General features: G+C 62.2%; 15 protein-coding genes and 1 pseudogene. 9 read left to right on the plus strand and 7 right to left on the minus strand.

The genetic code is table 11. The annotated features are described in order from the left end of the window. Window positions 1-197 precede the first annotated feature (197 nt). The 3 genes from BRA1253DRAFT_RS39790 to BRA1253DRAFT_RS39800 all read right to left on the minus strand — a co-directional run bounded on the left by BRA1253DRAFT_RS39790 (window position 198) and on the right by BRA1253DRAFT_RS39800 (window position 3,485). The gene (locus BRA1253DRAFT_RS39790) at window positions 198-1,457 is read right to left on the minus strand and encodes a lipoprotein-releasing ABC transporter permease subunit (RefSeq protein ID WP_007603587.1); all 1,260 of its coding nucleotides are present in this window, start codon (window positions 1,455-1,457) and stop codon (window positions 198-200) included. 342 nt (window positions 1,458-1,799) lie between these two features. Continuing rightward, complete coding sequence (locus tag BRA1253DRAFT_RS39795) at window positions 1,800-2,789, minus strand: hypothetical protein (RefSeq protein ID WP_007603588.1); 990 nt, start codon at window positions 2,787-2,789, stop codon at window positions 1,800-1,802. A gap of 69 nt (window positions 2,790-2,858) precedes the next feature. After that, window positions 2,859-3,485: a LysR family transcriptional regulator gene (locus BRA1253DRAFT_RS39800; protein ID WP_007603589.1), complete on the minus strand. Its 627-nt coding sequence runs from the start codon at window positions 3,483-3,485 to the stop codon at window positions 2,859-2,861. Window positions 3,486-3,613: 128 nt separating this feature from the next. Here BRA1253DRAFT_RS39800 and BRA1253DRAFT_RS39805 point away from each other — a divergent pair. Together BRA1253DRAFT_RS39805 and BRA1253DRAFT_RS39810 are read left to right on the plus strand one after the other, a co-directional pair. Beyond that, window positions 3,614-4,004 (plus strand): annotated as a pseudogene (locus BRA1253DRAFT_RS39805) (RidA family protein). Window positions 4,005-4,046: 42 nt separating this feature from the next. Next, window positions 4,047-4,739 carry an L-2-amino-thiazoline-4-carboxylic acid hydrolase gene (locus BRA1253DRAFT_RS39810; protein WP_007603592.1) on the plus strand — a complete coding sequence of 231 codons (693 nt, stop codon included), beginning with the start codon at window positions 4,047-4,049 and terminating at the stop codon, window positions 4,737-4,739. A 339-nt stretch (window positions 4,740-5,078) separates the two neighbouring features. Here BRA1253DRAFT_RS39810 and BRA1253DRAFT_RS39815 read toward each other — a convergent pair whose 3' ends face one another. The 4 genes from BRA1253DRAFT_RS39815 to BRA1253DRAFT_RS39830 all read right to left on the minus strand — a co-directional run bounded on the left by BRA1253DRAFT_RS39815 (window position 5,079) and on the right by BRA1253DRAFT_RS39830 (window position 9,197). Continuing rightward, the gene (locus tag BRA1253DRAFT_RS39815; protein ID WP_007603594.1) at window positions 5,079-6,107 is read right to left on the minus strand and encodes an ABC transporter permease; all 1,029 of its coding nucleotides are present in this window, start codon (window positions 6,105-6,107) and stop codon (window positions 5,079-5,081) included. Window positions 6,108-6,119: 12 nt separating this feature from the next. Beyond that, window positions 6,120-7,622, minus strand: a complete 1,503-nt coding sequence (locus tag BRA1253DRAFT_RS39820) for a sugar ABC transporter ATP-binding protein (protein ID WP_007603595.1) — start codon at window positions 7,620-7,622, stop codon at window positions 6,120-6,122. Between the two features lie 6 nt (window positions 7,623-7,628). Beyond that, entirely contained in the window at window positions 7,629-8,651 is a 1,023-nt protein-coding gene (locus BRA1253DRAFT_RS39825) for a sugar ABC transporter substrate-binding protein (protein WP_007603596.1), read from the minus strand. Between the two features lie 141 nt (window positions 8,652-8,792). Beyond that, a complete protein-coding gene (locus tag BRA1253DRAFT_RS39830) occupies window positions 8,793-9,197 on the minus strand; it encodes a globin (protein ID WP_007603597.1) in 405 nt (134 codons plus the stop codon). A 477-nt stretch (window positions 9,198-9,674) separates the two neighbouring features. Here BRA1253DRAFT_RS39830 and BRA1253DRAFT_RS39835 point away from each other — a divergent pair, with 477 nt between their 5' ends. The 7 genes from BRA1253DRAFT_RS39835 to BRA1253DRAFT_RS39865 all read left to right on the plus strand — a co-directional run bounded on the left by BRA1253DRAFT_RS39835 (window position 9,675) and on the right by BRA1253DRAFT_RS39865 (window position 17,957). Next, window positions 9,675-10,049 (plus strand): DUF2946 family protein, encoded by a 375-nt coding sequence (locus BRA1253DRAFT_RS39835; protein WP_245286061.1) that lies wholly within the window; start codon window positions 9,675-9,677, stop codon window positions 10,047-10,049. 84 nt (window positions 10,050-10,133) lie between these two features. After that, entirely contained in the window at window positions 10,134-12,341 is a 2,208-nt protein-coding gene (locus BRA1253DRAFT_RS39840) for a TonB-dependent receptor domain-containing protein (RefSeq protein WP_007603599.1), read from the plus strand. A gap of 140 nt (window positions 12,342-12,481) precedes the next feature. Next, window positions 12,482-13,000 carry a copper chaperone PCu(A)C gene (locus BRA1253DRAFT_RS39845; protein ID WP_035995788.1) on the plus strand — a complete coding sequence of 173 codons (519 nt, stop codon included), beginning with the start codon at window positions 12,482-12,484 and terminating at the stop codon, window positions 12,998-13,000. 32 nt (window positions 13,001-13,032) lie between these two features. Further along, window positions 13,033-13,551 carry a YcnI family protein gene (locus BRA1253DRAFT_RS39850; protein ID WP_007603602.1) on the plus strand — a complete coding sequence of 173 codons (519 nt, stop codon included), beginning with the start codon at window positions 13,033-13,035 and terminating at the stop codon, window positions 13,549-13,551. After that, window positions 13,551-15,113 carry a CopD family protein gene (locus tag BRA1253DRAFT_RS39855; protein ID WP_007603604.1) on the plus strand — a complete coding sequence of 521 codons (1,563 nt, stop codon included), beginning with the start codon at window positions 13,551-13,553 and terminating at the stop codon, window positions 15,111-15,113. Before BRA1253DRAFT_RS39850 ends, BRA1253DRAFT_RS39855 begins: the two co-directional genes overlap by 1 nt. A 153-nt stretch (window positions 15,114-15,266) precedes the next feature. Beyond that, window positions 15,267-16,586 (plus strand): proline--tRNA ligase, encoded by a 1,320-nt coding sequence (proS, locus tag BRA1253DRAFT_RS39860; protein WP_007603605.1) that lies wholly within the window; start codon window positions 15,267-15,269, stop codon window positions 16,584-16,586. 90 nt (window positions 16,587-16,676) lie between these two features. Next, a complete protein-coding gene (locus tag BRA1253DRAFT_RS39865) occupies window positions 16,677-17,957 on the plus strand; it encodes a lipoprotein-releasing ABC transporter permease subunit (RefSeq protein ID WP_007603606.1) in 1,281 nt (426 codons plus the stop codon). The last annotated feature ends 2 nt before the right edge of the window (window positions 17,958-17,959 follow it).

Genomic DNA, 17,959 nt, shown 5'->3' on the forward strand with positions numbered 1-17,959 from the left:
TGCGACCACCGAATCATGACTGGCGATTCGACGGAATCCTGAAAATGAAATTGCAAGGTTCCGATGCCCCAAGCATCAAAATCCTGCATTCCAAAAACAGTCCACAAAGTCAAATGCGATCCTAGCTCAATCGCTTAGCCGCTCTTCACGGACGACGAATTAGGTTCGGCATCATGGGACCACAACAATTGTCGATCTCACCGCCTAAGCGCTTCCACGGGATCGAGCCGGGCGGCGTGCCACGATGGGTAGAGCGTTGCGAGAAGCGACAGGGTTAGCGCCATGATCAAGACCGCGCTGGTCTCCCCGAAATCAATCTCCGCTGGCAGCTTCGAGAGAAAATAGAGTTCTCTCGGGAACAAGTCGGCGCTGGTCAGCCAGGATAGAAACTGTCGGATCGAATCGATATTAAGACAGACGAGAAGCCCAACGACCAACCCGACCGACGTTCCCACGACGCCGATCGAAGCACCCGTAATCAGGAATATCCGCATGATCGAGCCTCGTGAAGCACCCATGGTCCTGAGGATCGCTATATCGCTGCCCTTATCCTTCACCAACATGATGAGCCCAGATACGATATTCAACGCAGCTACCAGCACAATCATGGTCAGAATCAGAAACATCACATTGCGCTCGACCTGAAGCGCATTGAAGAAGGTCGAGTTCCGCTGCCGCCAGTCCACTAGGAAGACTGGCCGCCCGGCTGCTTCCGTCACAGCCTTGCGAAACTGATCGATGCGAGCGGGATCGGCTGTAAAGATCTCGACCGCAGTCACGTCCTTGTCGCGGTTGAAGTACGACTGAGCCTCTGCGATTGGCATGAAGACCATGCTCGCATCATATTCAGACATACCAATCTCGAATATGGCTCTGACTTCACACTTCTTGATCCGCGGCATAACCCCCATCGGGGTGACCGCGCCGTGTTGCGCAACGAGCGTGATGGCGTCACCGGCATGGAGCGAGAGCTGATCGGCGAGGCGCTGCCCGATGGCAACCCCCTGGTTCTCGTCAAAGCCTTCGATCGATCCTTGCTTGATGTTGTCGGCGATAGAGGTGAGCTTCTTAAGATCGTCGGCGCGAATGCCACGCACCAGAACTCCAGATGCGCCGGAAGACGACGCTAGCGCGGTGCCGTCGACGACAGGCGCGGCCAAGCGGATACCTGGCACCAGGCTGAGACGCTCGGCCATATCCTTCCAGTCGGTTAGAGGTGTTTCCAGCGGCTGGACTAGAATGTGACCGTTGAGACCGAGGATCTTGTCTAGAAGCTCTTTGCGGAAGCCGTTCATGACGGCCATGACAATGATTAGCGTGGCAACGCCAAGCATAATGCCGAGAAACGAAAATCCGGCGATGACCGAGATAAAGCCGTCCTTGCGGCGCGCCCCCAAATAGCGAGCTGAGAGCATCCATTCGAAGGGCGCAAACGGTGCGGTCGGCGGCTCTGTCATGATCTCAGCTTATGCCCGGTAATGACCGTCATTCTGTCCCATTGCGACGCGCTTGGCTAGTCGCGCACGCTTAAGTTGTCTGGTTTGGGCCGTCATCCAGGCGGCCTGATCCCGACTTCGAGCCAATTCCCGGACCGCACGGTAGCAGTTAGCTTCGCCATCAAGCGGCAGCACCGCAAAGTTTCGAGCGCCGTCACCTCAGTCGAGCCAACACCACGTCGCGGACTAGCCGAATGCCTCTCGTCGGCGTAATTTCCGCGCGCTCCCCGCCTTGAGACATCGTTTCCCCGAGGCTCAGTGCTGTCGGTGCAGGCCATAAATGGAACAGTTAGAGCGGTATCGCTATTGGCCAGCACCGTCAGCGAAGTGCTTGCGGTAAAACGCCACGACGTCGGTGTGGAAACTCCGATGAAAATCGACACGGTCGAAATTCGGCGCATCGGTGCAAGCGGTAGGGTTGGCCTGCGTCTCCTTCGGGATGCAAGTGGCAAGAAAAGAGAAGTGTTTGGCGTTGGCCACGAAGTGATAATCCGGCGCCGGGAGCCGTTGTTTGATCGTTGAAGCACAGCATCCGGAGAGTCCGTCAGCATTTTGCGCCGGATCGGAACTCCATAGTTGCACCGGTATCGCTATTTTCTTCAGGTTCTCCTCGGAGAAAACAAAAGCCGGATAAGGATCGGCAATTACTGCGGCTATGACGCGGGGGTCAGGTGTGATCGGTTGGCCCGGCACCTCGCCGCTTTCAAGCTGCTTGCAAGCCAACAGGCTCGATGTCGCGCAATTGGACAAGCCCTTTCGTAATTCTGGATTGCCGCCGATGACGGCGAGACCCGTATAGCCGCCAAACGAGAAGCCGTAGAGGCCAATGTGCCGGGCGTCAATGCGCGATGCATCGGGCCAGCTTTCGAGCATGTAGTCGATCAGTCGCTTGATATCCGCGGGGCGTTCGACGAGCACGGAAAGGCTGTCGGTACGGCTGGCATCGCGCCAGGTGTCACCGGGATGATTGAGCGCAGCGACGACAAAACCAGCATCGGCCAGCGCCGCGGCCGTGTCGTGGTGACCACCGAACCATCCTCTCCTGCCATGCGATATCACGATAAGAGGAAGCTTTTCGCCAGTCACCGAGCACCCGGGTACGGAGAAGAAAATGGCACCACGTGCGTCCATCTCTTTTGGAGGCTCGGCGCATGGTGTCCAGACCAGCAGCCTGATCGCCGGCCCGGCCGCGGCAGCGGGAATGTCGAAATTTCTGACCCCCGCAGCGTTTGCCGCGGTCAGCCCAAAGAAGAAGAAACAAATAGCGAGAACGAGCTTGGCGCGACCCATCATTTGCCCCGGTAGCTTCACCTCACAAGAAGACAACTTGAATCAAGCGATTATGTCGCCTTTGGGTCATTTTCAGCTCCCGACGCCGCCGACCAGTCGAGGGCGACGATTTCCGAGCGCGTTCCGGGCCGGCAGCGCCCGCAGCCACGCGCGGAAGCTGACGATCTCGGGACAATCCGCGGTGCCTTCAGGCGCAACGAGCCAATCACCCAGACCCGATCCCTCATCGACCCGGTCGCAGCGATAGCCCGGATGGTGGCCGAGGCCGCGAGCGATCAGCAGGTCGACCTTGCCTTCGACCAATTCGTGCAGGCCGGCCGGATGCAGCACCCGTAAGCCGATCTCCGCATGCGTGCTGCGAAACGCCGCGAGATCGAGGCGGCGGAGGTCGAAGCTGCCATGGATGCCCAATTGCAGCAGCACCGCACCTGCCGGCCTCAATTGTGAGGTCGCATCCGCAATGTGGCGAAAGCCTTCGGAGACCCCGGGCAGATAGGCCTGACCGGCGACGGTGAGGATGAGCTGCTTGTGCAGCCGCTCGAACAGCTGCACGCCGAGGCGCGCCTCCAGCGCCTTCACCTGCTGCCCCACGGCGGCGGGCGTCACGTGTAGCTCGTGCGCGGCCAGCTTGAAGCTGAGATGCCGGGCGGCGGCTTCGAACGCGCGGAGCGCGTTGAGTGGGGGAAGGATGTAGGTCATCGGTCTCCATTTTGACACCGATGAGCTGTGGCCTTGCAATAGATTTTCTTGCGCTGAGCCGCAGCGATGATGCTTTGCGAAGCGGTGACGGCGCCGGATACGATCGACCTGCAATCCGGAGAAATCCTATGTCCCCAGCTCACATCGTCAGCCACAATCCCGCAACGGTCCATGCTCCCGCCGGCGGCTACTGCATGGGTTGAACTGACGCAGCATCGCCGCCTGTTGTTCATCAGCGGCCAGGTGCCCCAGAGATCCGACGGCACCGTCCCTGACGGTTTTGAGGCGCAGTGCGAGCAGGCCTGGCGCAATTTGATCGAGGTGCTCGCCGCCGCGGGCCTTGGCGTCGCGCATCTGGTCAAGGTCACCACGTTCCTGACCGACCGCGCTCAACTCGTGACCAACCGCTCCATTCGTCGCGCGATGCTGGGCGAACACCAGCCCGCGCTGACGGTCGTGATTGTCGAGACCGTCGACAGCAAATGGCTGCTGGAGATCGAGGCGATCGCCGCCGAGTGAAACCGGCCGACTTTGCAATGAGCCAATCATATCAGGTGTCCCATGGCTGAGATCATCCATCCGTTTTACGAAGCGCATCGCGGTGCCATGGAGGCCGCCATGCGCGATCGGCTCGACCTGGCCGAAGCGATGTTGCGCGAGCGCGCGCAGCTTTCGGACATCGACGGCATCAGGCGGGAGGTGATGGACGAATTCGAAATCGTGCTCACCCAAATGCCCTATGTCGGCGGCGCTGCGAGCCGCATGAGCGATTTCTTCATGCGGTTGATGGGCTTCATGGCCATCAGCCGGGTGCTGCGGCGCCACGGCGTGCCGGTGGCTGTGATCGGCGAGATCGAGCGGGAAACCTACAAGGCGCAATTGCTCACCGTATCGGAAGCGCAACGTCTCGCCTCGGGGCGTCAATTCATGTCGCCGGAGAACCAGGCCCTGCTACGCGAGCAGGCGGCGAGAAGCACGACCGAAAGCCATCAGACCGAATTTCCGGAAGATTTCGTCTATGATTTCGTCGAGCCTGATACGGGTGACAGTTTTGAATTCGGCATCAACTACAAGGCTTGCGGCTTCTGCAAGCTCGCGGCGCGCCATGGAGACAAGGACGCCCTGCCGAATATTTGCGGGCTCGATTTCGTCGCCTACGCAGCGCGAGGCATCCGCCTGGAGAGGACACAGACGCTAGCGGGCGGTGCGAGCCACTGCAATTTCCGGTTCTCGCGGCTTGGGTCGGATGACTAGGCCGAGAGCTAGGCCGCGGTCTCATGCTCCGCGATCGAAGGTGAGGCTGGATTGCCCCTGCGGTCACGTCGTCATTGCAAGCGCAGCGAAGCAATCCAGAATCTTTCCGCGGCGGCAGTCTGGATTGCTTCGCTGCGCTCGCAATGACGGAGGTTGGGGCGCTGTCCGGAGCCGACCTGCGCACACCGCCACGATGAAATCATGCTCCTGTTTTGCCCGACGAGTCAAACGCCGCCACGGTCGCTGCTACACAATTTCGGGTTTTTGTAAGTCGTTGAAGTCCCTCACAGTCTCTACTGTGCATGGGGTTGTTTTCGCGCTTTTGGTTTTGAGGGGCGGCTATTCCACCGCCTTTTCCCTCAGCCGCTGCGCATAGACATTGATGACAAGCGCCGCCAGCAGGATCAGGCCGCGGATCAGGATCTTCAGGAAGCTGTCGATGTTGACGTGGTCGAGGCCGTTGTTGAGAACGCCGAGCACGAACAGCCCGACGATGGTGTTGCCGATGCCGCCGCGGCCGCCGAACAGGCTGGTGCCGCCGACCACGACGGCGGCGATGGAGTCGAGCAGATAGGTATCGAACTCGTTCTGCTGCGCGCTGCCGAAATGGGCGACACCGAGCATGCCGCCGATCCCGGAGCACACTGCCGAAATGACCATCACCGCGCCGAGGATGAGCTTGACGTTGAGGCCGGAATATTCGGCCGCCTCGCGGTTGCCGCCGACCATGTAGACGTAGCGGCCGAAGCGCGTGTAGGTCAGCACCAGATGGCCGCCAAGCAGCATGATCGCGGCGACGATGACGATCCATGGGATGCCGCCGATCGAGCCGGAGCCGAGCGTGGTAATCACGCCGGGCACCTTGTAGGCGATCTGGCCGCGCACCAGCAGCGCCGAGATGCCGGCCGCGATCTGCATCATCGCCAACGTCATGATGAAGGAGGGGATGCCGATCACGGTCAGCCCGAGCGCATTGACGAGGCCGAGCAACGCGCAGAGCAAAATAGCCAGCAGGATCGCCGCTGCTCCGGGCAGGGGAATGTTGGGAATGTTGACGTAGGATTCCTGGAGCGTGAAGTAGGCGACCGCGATGCCCGTGACGTTGGCGATGCTGGCGATCGAGAGGTCGATCTCCGCGCAGAGGATCACGAAGGTGAGGCCGACGGCGATGATTCCCGTGACCGACACCTGCGTCAGGATGTTGCCGAGATTGTCCAGCGTCGCGAAGGAGGGGCTGGCCAGTGCAAAGAAGCCGGACAGAAAAATCAGCGTCAGGAACGGGGCGATGTTGCGCATCTGCGAGCGCAGGAAGGGCGCAAGCCCCCGCGCCCGCTGCCCCGCCGCCAAAGCCGTGTCACTGCTCGCCATCGTGCTTCTCCGTCACGCCGCTTCCAGCAGGCGGTCCTTGCTGACCGGCTCGTTCGTGAACTCCCGCACCAATGCGCCGCGCTTGAGCACGAGGATGCGGTCAGCCAGTGACAGCACCGTTTCCGGCTCGGTCGACAGCACGATGATCGCAAGCCCTTTGGCGCGGAGATCGCGGACGATGTTGATGACGTCGTTCTTGGCGCCGACATCCATGCCGCGGGTGGGCTCGCACAGCACCAGGAGTTTGGGCGGATAGGTCAGCCATTTCGCCAGCGCGACTTTCTGCTGATTGCCGCCGGAGAGCATGCCGAGATCGAGGCCGACCACCGGCGGTCTGATCTGGAGCTGCTCGACCTGGCGCTTTGCGATGTCGCGCTCCTGCGCCGGCTTCAGCAGCAACGCCGAGATGCGATCGAGGATGCTGATCGAGATGTTCTTGTAGACCGGCTCCTGGTGAAACAGCATCGCCCGCCGGCTCTCGGGCACCAGCGCCACGCCGGCGCGCCGCGCCGCTGCCGTGCTCGCGAAAGTCTTGGGCTTGCCCTCGACCGCGAGCGTGCCGCCGTCCGGCTTCAGCTTGCCGAACAGGATGCGGGATAATTCCTGCTGGCCACAGCCCATGAAGCCGTAGATGCCGAGCACTTCGCCGGCGCGCGCCTCGAAGGAGATGTCCTTCAGGCTGCGGGCCAGCGACAATTGGTTGACCTTCAGGACCACCGAGCTGTCGCTCGGCTGCGGCAGCATCAGATCGTCGCTGTAGCTGTGCTCGAGCGCTTCGCCGCCGCGACCGATCATGGCCTCGATCAGCGCGCCCTTGCTGGTCGCCGCACTTGCGGTCTCCGCGACCTTCCGCCCGTTGCGGAACACAGTCACCGTGTCGGACACGCGCAAGATGTCCTCGATGAAATGCGAGATGAAGACGATCGCCGTGCCTTCCTCGCGCAGGCGCCGCAGCGTCGCGAACAGTCGCTCGACCTCGGGCGGGGAGAGGGCGGACGTCGGCTCGTCCAGGATGACGATGCGTGCGCCGGAGAACAGCACGCGGGCGATCTCGATCAGCTGCTGGAGCCCGATCGGTAAGTCACCCAGCCTGCTCATCGGATCGACATCGATGCCGAAGCGGGCGAGCTGCTCGCCGGCCTCGCGCGCCATCCGCCGCCATTGCACCAGGCCGAGCCGGTTGGTCGGCTGGTTGCCCAGAAACACGTTCTCCGCGACCGTGAGGTCGGGCGCGACCGACAGCTCCTGGTGCACCATGGCGATGCCGGCGCTGTGCGCGTCGCGGGCCGAGCGGAAATGCGTCTCCTGTCCGTCGATCAGGAAGCGGCCGGAGAATTCTGTGTGCACGCCGGCGATGATCTTCATCAGCGTGCTTTTTCCCGCGCCGTTCTCGCCGACGAGACCGTGGATCTCGCCGGGTGAGAGCGCGAAGTCAACACCACGAAGCGCCTCGACGCCGCCGAAGCTCTTCGTGATGCCCTGCAGTTCCAGGATGGGCGAACGATCCTCTCGCATGGAGACTCAGATCAGGAAATGATCCTGCATCCACTGCATCCCGGCGGCGTTGGCCTTGGTGACGACCGGTCCGTCGGTAACGACGTTCTTCGGAATGCCCTGTCCGCTCTTTTCGCCGCCGACTACGGCGGAAACGCCCGCGATGATCGCGCCGCCATGGATTCGGCAGGACGGATTGCGGACGGTGGCAAACATGCGGCCTTCGCTGACCGCCTGGATCGCCGGTGGCATCGCATCGACGCCGCCAATCAGGATGTTGGTGCGGCCCCGCGCCTTCATGATGTTGGCGGCGGCGAGCGCCATGTCGTCATTGTGGAAGAACGCCGCGTCGATCTGCGGGTACTTCGTCAGGTAGGTTTCCCAAAGACGTGCGGTCTTCGACACATCCCAGTCGGCCGGCTGCGTGTCCAGCACCTCAATGCCGGGGAATTGCTTCACGACGTTGTTGAAGCCCTTGGCGCGGCCCTGCGCGCCGGTGTGGCCGAGGGCTCCTTGCGTCATGATGATCTTGCCCTTGCCGCCCATGGCGTTGCAGAGCGCCTGCGTCACCGAGGCGCCCATGAACTCGTTGTCAGGGGCGAGGAAGGAGTGGACATTGATCTGGTCCAGCGGCGCAATCAGCGTGTCCATGTCGATCACGGGCGTGCCGGCGTCGATCATCTTCTGCACCGGCTGGGTGAGGGTGCCGATGCCAAAAGCCTGGATCGCGACGAAGTCCCATTTCTGCGACGCCATGTTGTCGATCGCCGCGCGCTGCTTCACGGCATCGAGCTGGCCGTCGAACCAGGTGACTTCGACATTGAACAGCTTGCCCCAGAATTCCGCCGCCTGCTTGCCCTGCGCGCACCAGGTCGCCTGGAGGCCTGCGTTGGAGAACGCCGCTTTCAGCGGCTTCTCGCTGCGTCCGACTTCGGCTGCAAGGGCGGGGTTTATGCCCATGCTGCCGAGGATGGCAGTCGCGGCGCCGGCGATTGCTGCCGCCTGAAGAAGATCGCGCCTCGTCGTCGAGAAATCTTTCGTCCCGGACATCGCTCGCTCCCATACAATTCTATTTTCGACGCGTCATTGATTGCGCGACCGATGTCCGAAAGTGTCTCACAAGAGTTGGCGCCACTCAATCCGCAATCAACGGCGGGATCGCCGCGAGACGCGTTGGTGCAGCGCAAATCGTCAGGCCGGGGCGCCGGCGAACGCGTCGATCTCGATGAGCAGTCGGTCCCAGGCCTGCGCGATGTCCGACGACCATTCATCGCCGAGAAGATCGCGCAGCGTGTCCCTGACGACGGCGAAGAAGGCAGTGAACAGCTCGCGCGGCGTGCCGTAGCCATCGTGCGACACGACCTCGCATGCGATCAGCCGGAATTGCCCACGGCGATCACCGGCGAAGTCGAGAATCGCCTCGATCGTGAGTGCCAGCATCGAGCCCATCACGAGTTCGCTGCCTTGTTTGCGGAACATCGCCCGCGTTTCGGGATGCTGTTCGAACAGCCGTCGATAGACGAGTGGCGTGAGGTCGATGCAGCGCGAGGCTGCAAGTTCAAAGCTCTGTTCGATCGGATTGGGAGACAGGTTCATCGGCGCTGTGGCCATTCAGACAAAAAAAGAGCGGGGCCCTAGCCCCGCTCGAAAATTGTGTCGACCCTATTATCCCCGATTCTAAGATTTGATCTTGATTGGCGGGGCGACGCTGCATTTTGCGCGTCAGGGGCTCCTCCCGAGACTTGGACCACCAGACTTCGACCTCGCGGCCAGCCTGAGCAAGGGGATGCTAGATCAACTTTTCTCACTTGTCATCATTTTCGGCAACGAATGTTCAAAATTCGAGCAATTGACGAAATGATCGGGCTGCCGGCCGGGTAAGCATATGACAAACATAAGAAATCTGTGGATGGGCCATCGGCTCGACTGCCTCAAATGCCGGAGGTTCCCTCCTGTGGGCGGTCGGACCACGGTTTTCCGGGAAGTTTGCGCTGGATTAAGAAGGCGGCGGAACCGGGCTCGACTCGGCCATAGCGCGGTGTTTAGTTAGTAGACGAACGAATGGTTCGGCGGATGCGCGCACGGCTGCAAAAATTCCTACCTCTGGTCCTGCTCGCCCTGGTGATGCAGGTGCTGGCGCCGATTGCCGCCTGTCTGGCGGCCGGCCAAGCCGTGGCCGATCCGTTGTCCGCCGCCGTCATCTGCCACAGCGCGAGCGAGCAGGGCGGCCTGAACGACCCAGCGGGTACGCCGGTCGCACATGCCGGTGCGTGTGCCCTCTGTTGCCTGGCGCAGGTGGGCGCGTCGCTCGATTCGCCGCCGCATGCCGCGCTCTCCGTTCCCTTCCGCCATGCCGAACGCGTGGTGTGGCACGCGGCGGAGGCATCCGCCGGGGCGGCCCATAAAGGCACAAACGCGCAGGCGCGCGCACCGCCTCAATTTTCCTGACGACTCTCGTGATCGCCGCGGTCCGCCGTAGGCGATTAATGCTGTCGAAAGGCCGGAGAGAAAGCCCGGCGTCAGGAATGCCCCATGTTACGTTGTCATGCCCGCCGTGGTGTGAGCGTCGTTGCCATTCAGGCCGCGCTGCTTGCATCATCGAACGGAGCCTTTGCCCAAAGCAGCAGCGCAGTGCTGCCGCCTATCACAGTTGAGGCGCCTCAGCAGAAGCGTGCGTCGGCCGTCCGATCGCCACGCAATTCTGCGCGATCGGCCCGCGTCACGCGAAGCCTGCGAACGACCCCATCGCCGCAGCAAACCGCGAGCGAACAGAGTGCAGGGGCTCCGGGTGCCCTGACGGTTCTGACTGCGCAACAAGCGCTGGCGGAGATTAACCAGACTCCGGGCGGCGTGGCGCTCGTCTCGGCCGATGCGTACAGGAACTCGACGCCGTCCAACACGATCAAGGATGTTCTTGATTACGTGCCCGGCGTGTACGCCCAGCCCAAATGGGGCGACGACACCCGCCTTTCGATTCGCGGGTCCGGCCTGTCGCGCAATTTTCATCTGCGCGGCGTGCAGCTCTATATGGACGGCATTCCGATCAACACCGCGGATGGTTATGGCGATTTCCAGGAGATCGATCCGAGCGCCTACAAATATGTCGAAGTCTTCAAGGGCGGCAACGCGCTTCAGTTTGGCGCCAATTCGCTCGGAGGCGCGATCAACTTCGTGACTCCGACCGGCCGCGACTCGTTTCCGAATGGTGTGTCCTTCGATGTCGGAGGATTCGGCTACAAACGCCTTCAGGCGAACGCAGGAGGCGTCAACGGGCGGTGGGACGGTTTCGTGACCGCTTCCGCGCAGGCCGCGGACGGTTTTCGCGATCACAGTTTTGGCTCGAGCAACCGTTTGAGCGGCAATATTGGGTATCAGTTCTCACCGGATGTCGAGACCCGGTTCTACCTCAATGCCAACGAAGTCCGGCAGCGAATCCCGGGTACCGTGACCAAGACATCCGCTTTGACCGATCCGGAAGCTGCTGCACCCGCGAATGTTGCGATGGATCAGCAGCGCAATATCGATACTGTCAGGCTCGCCAACAAAACCACCGTTCGTTTCGATGACACCAAAGTCGAATTCGGCGCCTTTGGTGTCGATCGCCATTTGATGCATCCGATTTTCCAGTGGCTGGACTACCGTTACAAGGACTATGGAGGATTCGCGAAGATCACGGATGACCGCACCATTGGCGGCTTCCGCAACAGGTTGGTCGCGGGCGTCTATGTGCTGAACGGCAGCATCGACAACCAGCAGTTCGCCAACATTGGCGGGCAGAAGGGTGCACTGCTTTCTTCCTCGATCGATCGGTCGGAGAATACCTCCGCCTATGTCGAAGACAGCTTCTACGTCATTCCAAATCTTGCGGTGATCGGCGGCACGCAATTTCTGTACGCGACCCGCAATCGGCAGGATCGTTTCCTCAGCGACGGGGATCAATCGGGGGCAACGCGCTTTAATGTCTGGTCGCCGAAAGGCGGTCTGTTGTGGCAAATCGATCCGGCCTGGCAGGCCTTCGCCAATGTCTCGCGGAGCGCCGAGGTGCCGAGCTTCGGCGAAAGCGCGATTGGTCCTGGCATTCCGACGATTCCGTTCACCAGCATCCGCCCGCAGATTGCGACCACGTACGAAATCGGGTCTCGCATGAAGCGGCCTGATTACGCCTGGGAACTGACGGCGTACCGGGCCAACATTCGCGACGAACTGCAATGCCTCTATAGTGCTTTTGGCAACTGCAATGTGACCAATGCCGACCACACCATCCATCAAGGCATCGAGGCCGGCGCGGGCGCAGCAATCTTTCGTGACATCTTCGTCAACGGCCCGGCGCCGGACAAAATCTGGCTGAATGTCGCTTATTCCTTCAACGACTTCCGCTTCGACAAAGATCCCACTTTCGGAAACAATCGATTGCCGGGAGCCCCAAGTCACTATTTGCGCGCGGAGCTTCTCTACAAGCACCCTACCGGTTTCTATGTTGGACCCAACGTCGAATGGGTGCCACAGGCCTACTTTGTGGACAGCATGAACACGCTGACGACAGAGCCTTACGCCTTGTTGGGATTGAAAGCCGGGTTCGACAATGGCGGCCCGATGTCTGCCTACATCGAGGGGCGCAATCTCACCAACAAGACCTACATAGCCAGCGCGAGCATCATCGATCGAGCGACGGCGACGTCAGCATTGTTTGAGCCGGGTACGGGAAGAGCAGTGTACGCTGGAATGAGGTATCGATGGTGACGGGCAAATGGCACTTGGGTCTATGTTCGGCTCCGCGGCAGGCCGGCGTTCCGAATGCCGATGCTGACGGCAGCGGAAGGGTGTCGCGGAAGAATGCAGGGCCATTCTCGGCCCGATCAATCGTGAAAGAGGCAATCAACATGAAGACTATCGGACGAACTCTCCTTGCAATTTCACTGTTGCTGACCGGCTGTGCCGTCGCGCGGGCCGACGACGTCAAGGCGGGCGATCTCGTCATCTCGCAGGCGTGGAGCCGGGCGACACCGGGCGGCGCTAAGGTCGCCGGCGGCTATCTCACCATCGAGAACAAGGGCACAGTGGCCGACAAGCTGGTCGGCGTCTCCGCCGAGATCGCGGGGAAGGCTGAGGTCCACGAGATGGCGATGGACAATGGCGTGATGAAGATGCGTCTGCTCGACAAGGGTCTCGTGATCGATCCCGGCAAGACGGTGAAGTTCGCCCCCGGCGGCTACCACCTGATGCTGCAGGAGCTGAAGGGCCCCTTCAAGCAGGGCGACAAGGTGCCGGTGACGCTTCAGTTCGAGAAGGCCGGCAAGGTCGCCGTCTCCCTCGACGTACAGGGCGTCGGCGCCCAGGCGCCGGGCGAGGGCGGGCACATGATGAAGAAAATGCCGGATCATTCGGGAATGAAGATGTGACGAGCATGATCTGGACCTTCGGGAGACCCAATATGTCGAAGCGAACCTGGCTGATCTTTCTGAGCGTCTTTGCGGCAACGCCAGCGACCGCGCACGTCTTCCTCGAAGGCAAGCAGGCCACGGTCGGTGCTTCCTACAAGGCCGTCTTCGCCGTCCCGCACGGCTGCGCGGGCTCGCCCACGGTGAAAATCCGGGTGCAGATCCCGGAAGGCGTGATCGCGGTGAAACCGATGCCGAAGGCGGGCTGGAGTGTTGACGTGGTCGAGGGCAAATACGCCGGCGAATACGATTATCACGGCAACAGGCTCTCCTCCGGCGTCAAGGAGGTGACTTGGTCCGGCGGCAAGCTGCCGGACAAGAACTATGACGAGTTCGTCATGCACACGGCCCTGACCGACACGCTCAAACCGAACACAATCCTGTACTTTCCCGTAATCCAGGAATGCGAGACCGGCGTCAGCCGCTGGATCGAGATCCCCGCGGAGGGGGCCGGGCATTCGCACGAGGGCAAGTCACCGGCGCCGGGCGTAAAACTCCTGCCAAAACCCTGATGCGCCTGCTCGCCGCGCTCGCGACGCTGCTCCTCGTCGTCGGCTTCGCAACCGGCGTCTCGGCGCACGCGGCGCTGGTCGCGGTCGAGCCGGCGAGCGGCAGCATGCTCGCGAGCGCGCCAAAGGCGGTGGAGTTGCGCTTCAATGAGACAGTGACGCCGGGCGCGATCCGGCTGATCGACGGCGCGGGCAGGGCGCGGGATGATGTGCGCGTCAACGCATCGGGCGAGACTATCTCGGTCGTGATGCCGGCGGACCTGCCGCAGGGCACGGCCGTCGTCAGCTATCGCGTCATTTCGCAGGACGGCCATCCCGTCGCGGGATCGGCGATCTTCTCGATCGGCACGCCGACGGGGACGCAACCTCCCGCAAACGCCGATGGCGGATTGAACGTGCTGATCTGGCTGGCGCGGGTCGGTCTCAATCTTGGCCTGTTCGTCGGCGTCGGCGGCGTGTTCTTTGCTCGCTGGGTTGCGTGGTCGATGACCGGCATGACCGTTCCGCGCGTGGCGCTCGCCATCGGCCTCACGAGCGCGGTGGTGTCCATTGGCGTGTTGGGGCTGGATCTCCTCGGCCTACCGCTGTCCGCTCTCGCGACGATGGCTCCCTGGAAAGTCGCATCCGGGACCAGCGCGGGCCCAGCCTTGCTCGTGGCCATCGCTGCAATGCTGTTCGCGCTGCTGGCGCTAGGCCACGCGTGGTGCGCGCGCGCTCTGGCGATCATTGCCTTCGTCGGCGTCGGCTTGTCGCTGGCCATGACCGGGCACGCCGCTACGGCACCGCCCGAACTGTTGACCCGCCCGACAATCTTTCTCCATGGTCTCGGTGTGGCCTTTTGGATTGGGGCCCTCGCGCCGCTGGTCGCCCTGTTGTCAAAGACATCGGCCGCGGCATTGCCTGTCGTGAACCGCTTCTCCCGCATCGCCGCGCTGGCCGTTGGCGTTCTGGCATTGACCGGCCTCGCGCTCGCCATCGTCCAGCTTGAGAAGCCGTCCGCATTGGTCGAGACTCGGTATGGACTCATCCTCTCGATCAAGCTGGCGCTGGTGCTCGTGCTGCTGGCGCTTGCCGCGCTCAACCGCTTTCGCCTGACTCCGGCTCTGGCGGGGGATCACAAGGCCGCGCAGAGCCTGAAGCGCTCGATCGTGCTCGAATGCGCCATCGCGCTCGGCATCTTCGCCGTCGTGGCCGGCTGGCGCTTCACGCCGCCGCCGCGGACGATCATTCCAGAGACGCCGCTGGCGATCCACATCCACACCGACAGGGCGATGTTCCAGGTCCTGGTCTCGCCGGGTAAGGCGGGTATCGACGATTTCGTGCTGCAGCTCATGACCGGCGAGGGGGCGGTGCTTGAGGCCAAGGAGGTGACGCTGACGCTGAGCCTGCCCGAACGCGGCATCGAGCCGATGGAGCGGGACGCCTCGCGCGGGCCGGACCGCTACTGGCACGTGCGCAAGGTCGAGCTGCCCTTTGCCGGCCGCTGGCATGTGCGGATCGACGCGCTCTTGAGCGATTTCGAGAAGATCACGCTGGAGGACGAGCTCGAGGTGGCGGCGCCCTGAATCGGGCTCTTCGGCGCATCACGTCGAACCTGAAGTCGACGGAAAAATGACAGGAATTCCGCTGTGTTAGCGGGTTTTCCTCATTCCCGGTCTTGTGTTTTGGCTCCCAATCCGGTTTCACTGCAAGCCATCACTGATTCCTCGAGTATTGCCATGCGGTTGTCGCGGTTCTTTCTGCCCATCCTGAAGGAAAATCCGAAAGAGGCGGAGATCGTCTCGCATCGGCTGATGCTGCGTGCCGGCATGATCCGGCAGGAGGCCGCCGGCATCTACGCTTGGCTGCCGCTCGGCTTCCGCGTGCTCAAGAAGATCGAGCAGATCGTGCGCGAGGAGCAGGACCGCTCCGGCGCGCTGGAACTGTTGATGCCGACGCTTCAGCTTGCCGATCTCTGGCGCGAGAGCGGCCGCTACGATGCCTATGGCCCCGAGATGCTGCGCATCGCCGACCGGCACAAGCGTGAGCTGCTATACGGGCCGACCAACGAGGAAATGATCACCGAGATCTTCCGCGCCTATGTGAAGTCCTACAAGAGCCTGCCGCTGAATCTCTATCATATTCAGTGGAAATTCCGCGACGAGCAGCGTCCCCGCTTTGGCGTGATGCGCGGCCGCGAGTTCCTGATGAAGGATGCCTATTCGTTCGACCTCAACGAGGCCGCGGCGCGCGTCGCCTACAACAAGATGTTCGTGGCGTATTTGCGCACCTTCGCGCGGATGGGGCTGAAGGCGATCCCGATGCGCGCCGAGACCGGCCCGATCGGCGGCGATCTCAGCCACGAGTTCATCGTGCTCGCCGAGACCGGCGAATCCGGCGTGTTCATCAATCGCGACGTGCTGGACCTGCCGGTGCCGGGCGAGGACGTCGACTACGAGAGCGATTTGACGCCGATCATCAAGCAATGGACCTCGGTCTATGCGGCGACGGAAGACGTTCACGACGCGGCGCGCTTCGAGCAGGAAGTGCCCGCGGACAAGCGGGTGAACACCCGCGGGATCGAGGTTGGGCAGATCTTCTATTTCGGCACGAAATATTCCGACGCGATGAAGGCGCTGGTGGCGGGCCCCGACGGGGTCGACGTGCCGATCCATGGCGGCTCCTACGGCGTCGGCGTCTCGCGCCTGCTCGGCGCCATCATCGAGGCCTGCCATGACGATGCCGGCATCAAATGGCCGGAGGCCGTTGCCCCGTTCCGCGTGTCGATTCTCAACCTCAAGCAGGGCGATGCGGCGGTCGATGCGGCCTGCGAGAAGCTCTATGCGGAGCTGTCCGCCAAGGGCGTCGACGTGCTCTACGACGACACCGACCAGCGCGCCGGAGCCAAATTCGCCGCCGCCGACCTGATCGGCATTCCCTGGCAGATCATGATCGGGCCGAAAGGGCTCGCCGACGGCAAGGTCGAGCTCAAGCGGCGAAGTGACGGCGCCCGCGAGACCATGTCGCCTGCGGACGTGGTCGCAAGACTTGTGGGCTGATAAGGCTGGTCGGCTGAATATTGTTCATCGCCCCAGATTGCGGCCGCCAATCCGGCCACATTTGACCCCGAATCATGGGACTATCGAGCGATGGATGAGACCATGACCGAAACCGTTCAAACCGCGCCTTTTGCGCCATTCGAGTGGATGCTGTCGGCGCGCTACTTACGGGCGCGCCGCAAGGAGGGATTCATCTCGGTCATCGCCGGGTTCTCCTTCCTCGGCATCATGCTGGGCGTGGCGACGCTGATCATCGTCATGGCCGTCATGAACGGCTTCCGCAAGGAGCTGCTCGACAAGATCCTCGGGCTCAACGGCCACATCCTGGTCCAGCCGCTGGAGTCGCCGCTGACCGACTGGAAGGACGTCGCCGACCGGCTCAGCCAGGTCCAGGGCATCCGGCTCGCAGCGCCCGTGGTGGATGGCCAGGCGCTGGCGTCATCGCCGTGGAACGCCTCCGGCGTGCTGGTGCGCGGCATCCGCTCCGACGACCTCAACAACCTCACCTCGATTGCCAAGAACATCAAGCAGGGTTCGCTCGAGGGCTTTGACGACGGGCAGGGGGTCGCGATCGGCCGGCGCCTCGCCGACCAGCTGTCGCTGCACGCCGGCGACAGCATCACGCTGGTGGCGCCGAAGGGCGCGGTCACCCCGATGGGCACGACACCGCGCATAAAACCGTACAAGATCGCGGCGGTGTTCGAGATCGGAATGTCCGAGTATGATCTCGGCTTCGTGTTCATGCCGCTCGCGGAGGCGCAGGCCTATTTCAACCGCAGCAACGACGTCACCTCGATCGAGGTCTTCACCACCAATCCGGATCAGATCGTCGCGTTCCGCCAGGCCGTGACGGAGGCGGCGGGCCGGCCGGTGTTCCTGGTGGACTGGCGCCAGCGCAACTCGACCTTCTTCAACGCGCTCCAGGTCGAGCGCAACGTGATGTTCCTGATCCTCACCATGATCGTGCTAGTCGCGGCGCTCAACATCGTCTCCGGCCTGATCATGCTGGTGAAGGACAAGGGCAGCGACATCGCGATCCTGCGCACGATGGGGGCTTCGCAAGGCTCGATCATGCGCATCTTCCTGATCACGGGCGCCTCGATCGGCGTGGTCGGTACGATGGTCGGCTTCATCGTCGGGCTGGTGATCTGCCTGAACATCGAATCGATCAGGCAATTCCTGTCCTGGCTGACCAGCACCGAGCTATTTTCGCCAGAGCTGTATTTCCTGTCGAAGCTGCCCGCCGAGATCGACATCGGCGAGACCTCGGCCGTCGTCATCATGGCGCTGACGCTATCGTTCCTGGCGACGCTGTATCCGTCCTGGCGCGCCGCGCGCCTCGATCCCGTCGAAGCGCTGCGGTACGAGTGAGG

Source organism: Bradyrhizobium sp. WSM1253 (assembly GCF_000244935.1).
GTDB classification, from domain to species: domain Bacteria; phylum Pseudomonadota; class Alphaproteobacteria; order Rhizobiales; family Xanthobacteraceae; genus Bradyrhizobium; species Bradyrhizobium canariense.

What these genes read in the sequence shown, in the direction of transcription:
- BRA1253DRAFT_RS39790 (WP_007603587.1), bottom strand. Translation starts at nt 1,457, where the DNA reads ATGACAGAGCCGCCGACCGCACCGTTTGCGCCCTTCGAATGGATGCTC.
- BRA1253DRAFT_RS39795 (WP_007603588.1), bottom strand. Translation starts at nt 2,789, where the DNA reads ATGATGGGTCGCGCCAAGCTCGTTCTCGCTATTTGTTTCTTCTTCTTT.
- BRA1253DRAFT_RS39800 (WP_007603589.1), bottom strand. Translation starts at nt 3,485, where the DNA reads ATGACCTACATCCTTCCCCCACTCAACGCGCTCCGCGCGTTCGAAGCC.
- BRA1253DRAFT_RS39810 (WP_007603592.1), top strand. Translation starts at nt 4,047, where the DNA reads ATGGCTGAGATCATCCATCCGTTTTACGAAGCGCATCGCGGTGCCATG.
- BRA1253DRAFT_RS39815 (WP_007603594.1), bottom strand. Translation starts at nt 6,107, where the DNA reads ATGGCGAGCAGTGACACGGCTTTGGCGGCGGGGCAGCGGGCGCGGGGG.
- BRA1253DRAFT_RS39820 (WP_007603595.1), bottom strand. Translation starts at nt 7,622, where the DNA reads ATGCGAGAGGATCGTTCGCCCATCCTGGAACTGCAGGGCATCACGAAG.
- BRA1253DRAFT_RS39825 (WP_007603596.1), bottom strand. Translation starts at nt 8,651, where the DNA reads ATGTCCGGGACGAAAGATTTCTCGACGACGAGGCGCGATCTTCTTCAG.
- BRA1253DRAFT_RS39830 (WP_007603597.1), bottom strand. Translation starts at nt 9,197, where the DNA reads ATGAACCTGTCTCCCAATCCGATCGAACAGAGCTTTGAACTTGCAGCC.
- BRA1253DRAFT_RS39835 (WP_245286061.1), top strand. Translation starts at nt 9,675, where the DNA reads ATGCGCGCACGGCTGCAAAAATTCCTACCTCTGGTCCTGCTCGCCCTG.
- BRA1253DRAFT_RS39840 (WP_007603599.1), top strand. Translation starts at nt 10,134, where the DNA reads ATGTTACGTTGTCATGCCCGCCGTGGTGTGAGCGTCGTTGCCATTCAG.
- BRA1253DRAFT_RS39845 (WP_035995788.1), top strand. Translation starts at nt 12,482, where the DNA reads ATGAAGACTATCGGACGAACTCTCCTTGCAATTTCACTGTTGCTGACC.
- BRA1253DRAFT_RS39850 (WP_007603602.1), top strand. Translation starts at nt 13,033, where the DNA reads ATGTCGAAGCGAACCTGGCTGATCTTTCTGAGCGTCTTTGCGGCAACG.
- BRA1253DRAFT_RS39855 (WP_007603604.1), top strand. Translation starts at nt 13,551, where the DNA reads ATGCGCCTGCTCGCCGCGCTCGCGACGCTGCTCCTCGTCGTCGGCTTC.
- proS (WP_007603605.1), top strand. Translation starts at nt 15,267, where the DNA reads ATGCGGTTGTCGCGGTTCTTTCTGCCCATCCTGAAGGAAAATCCGAAA.
- BRA1253DRAFT_RS39865 (WP_007603606.1), top strand. Translation starts at nt 16,677, where the DNA reads ATGGATGAGACCATGACCGAAACCGTTCAAACCGCGCCTTTTGCGCCA.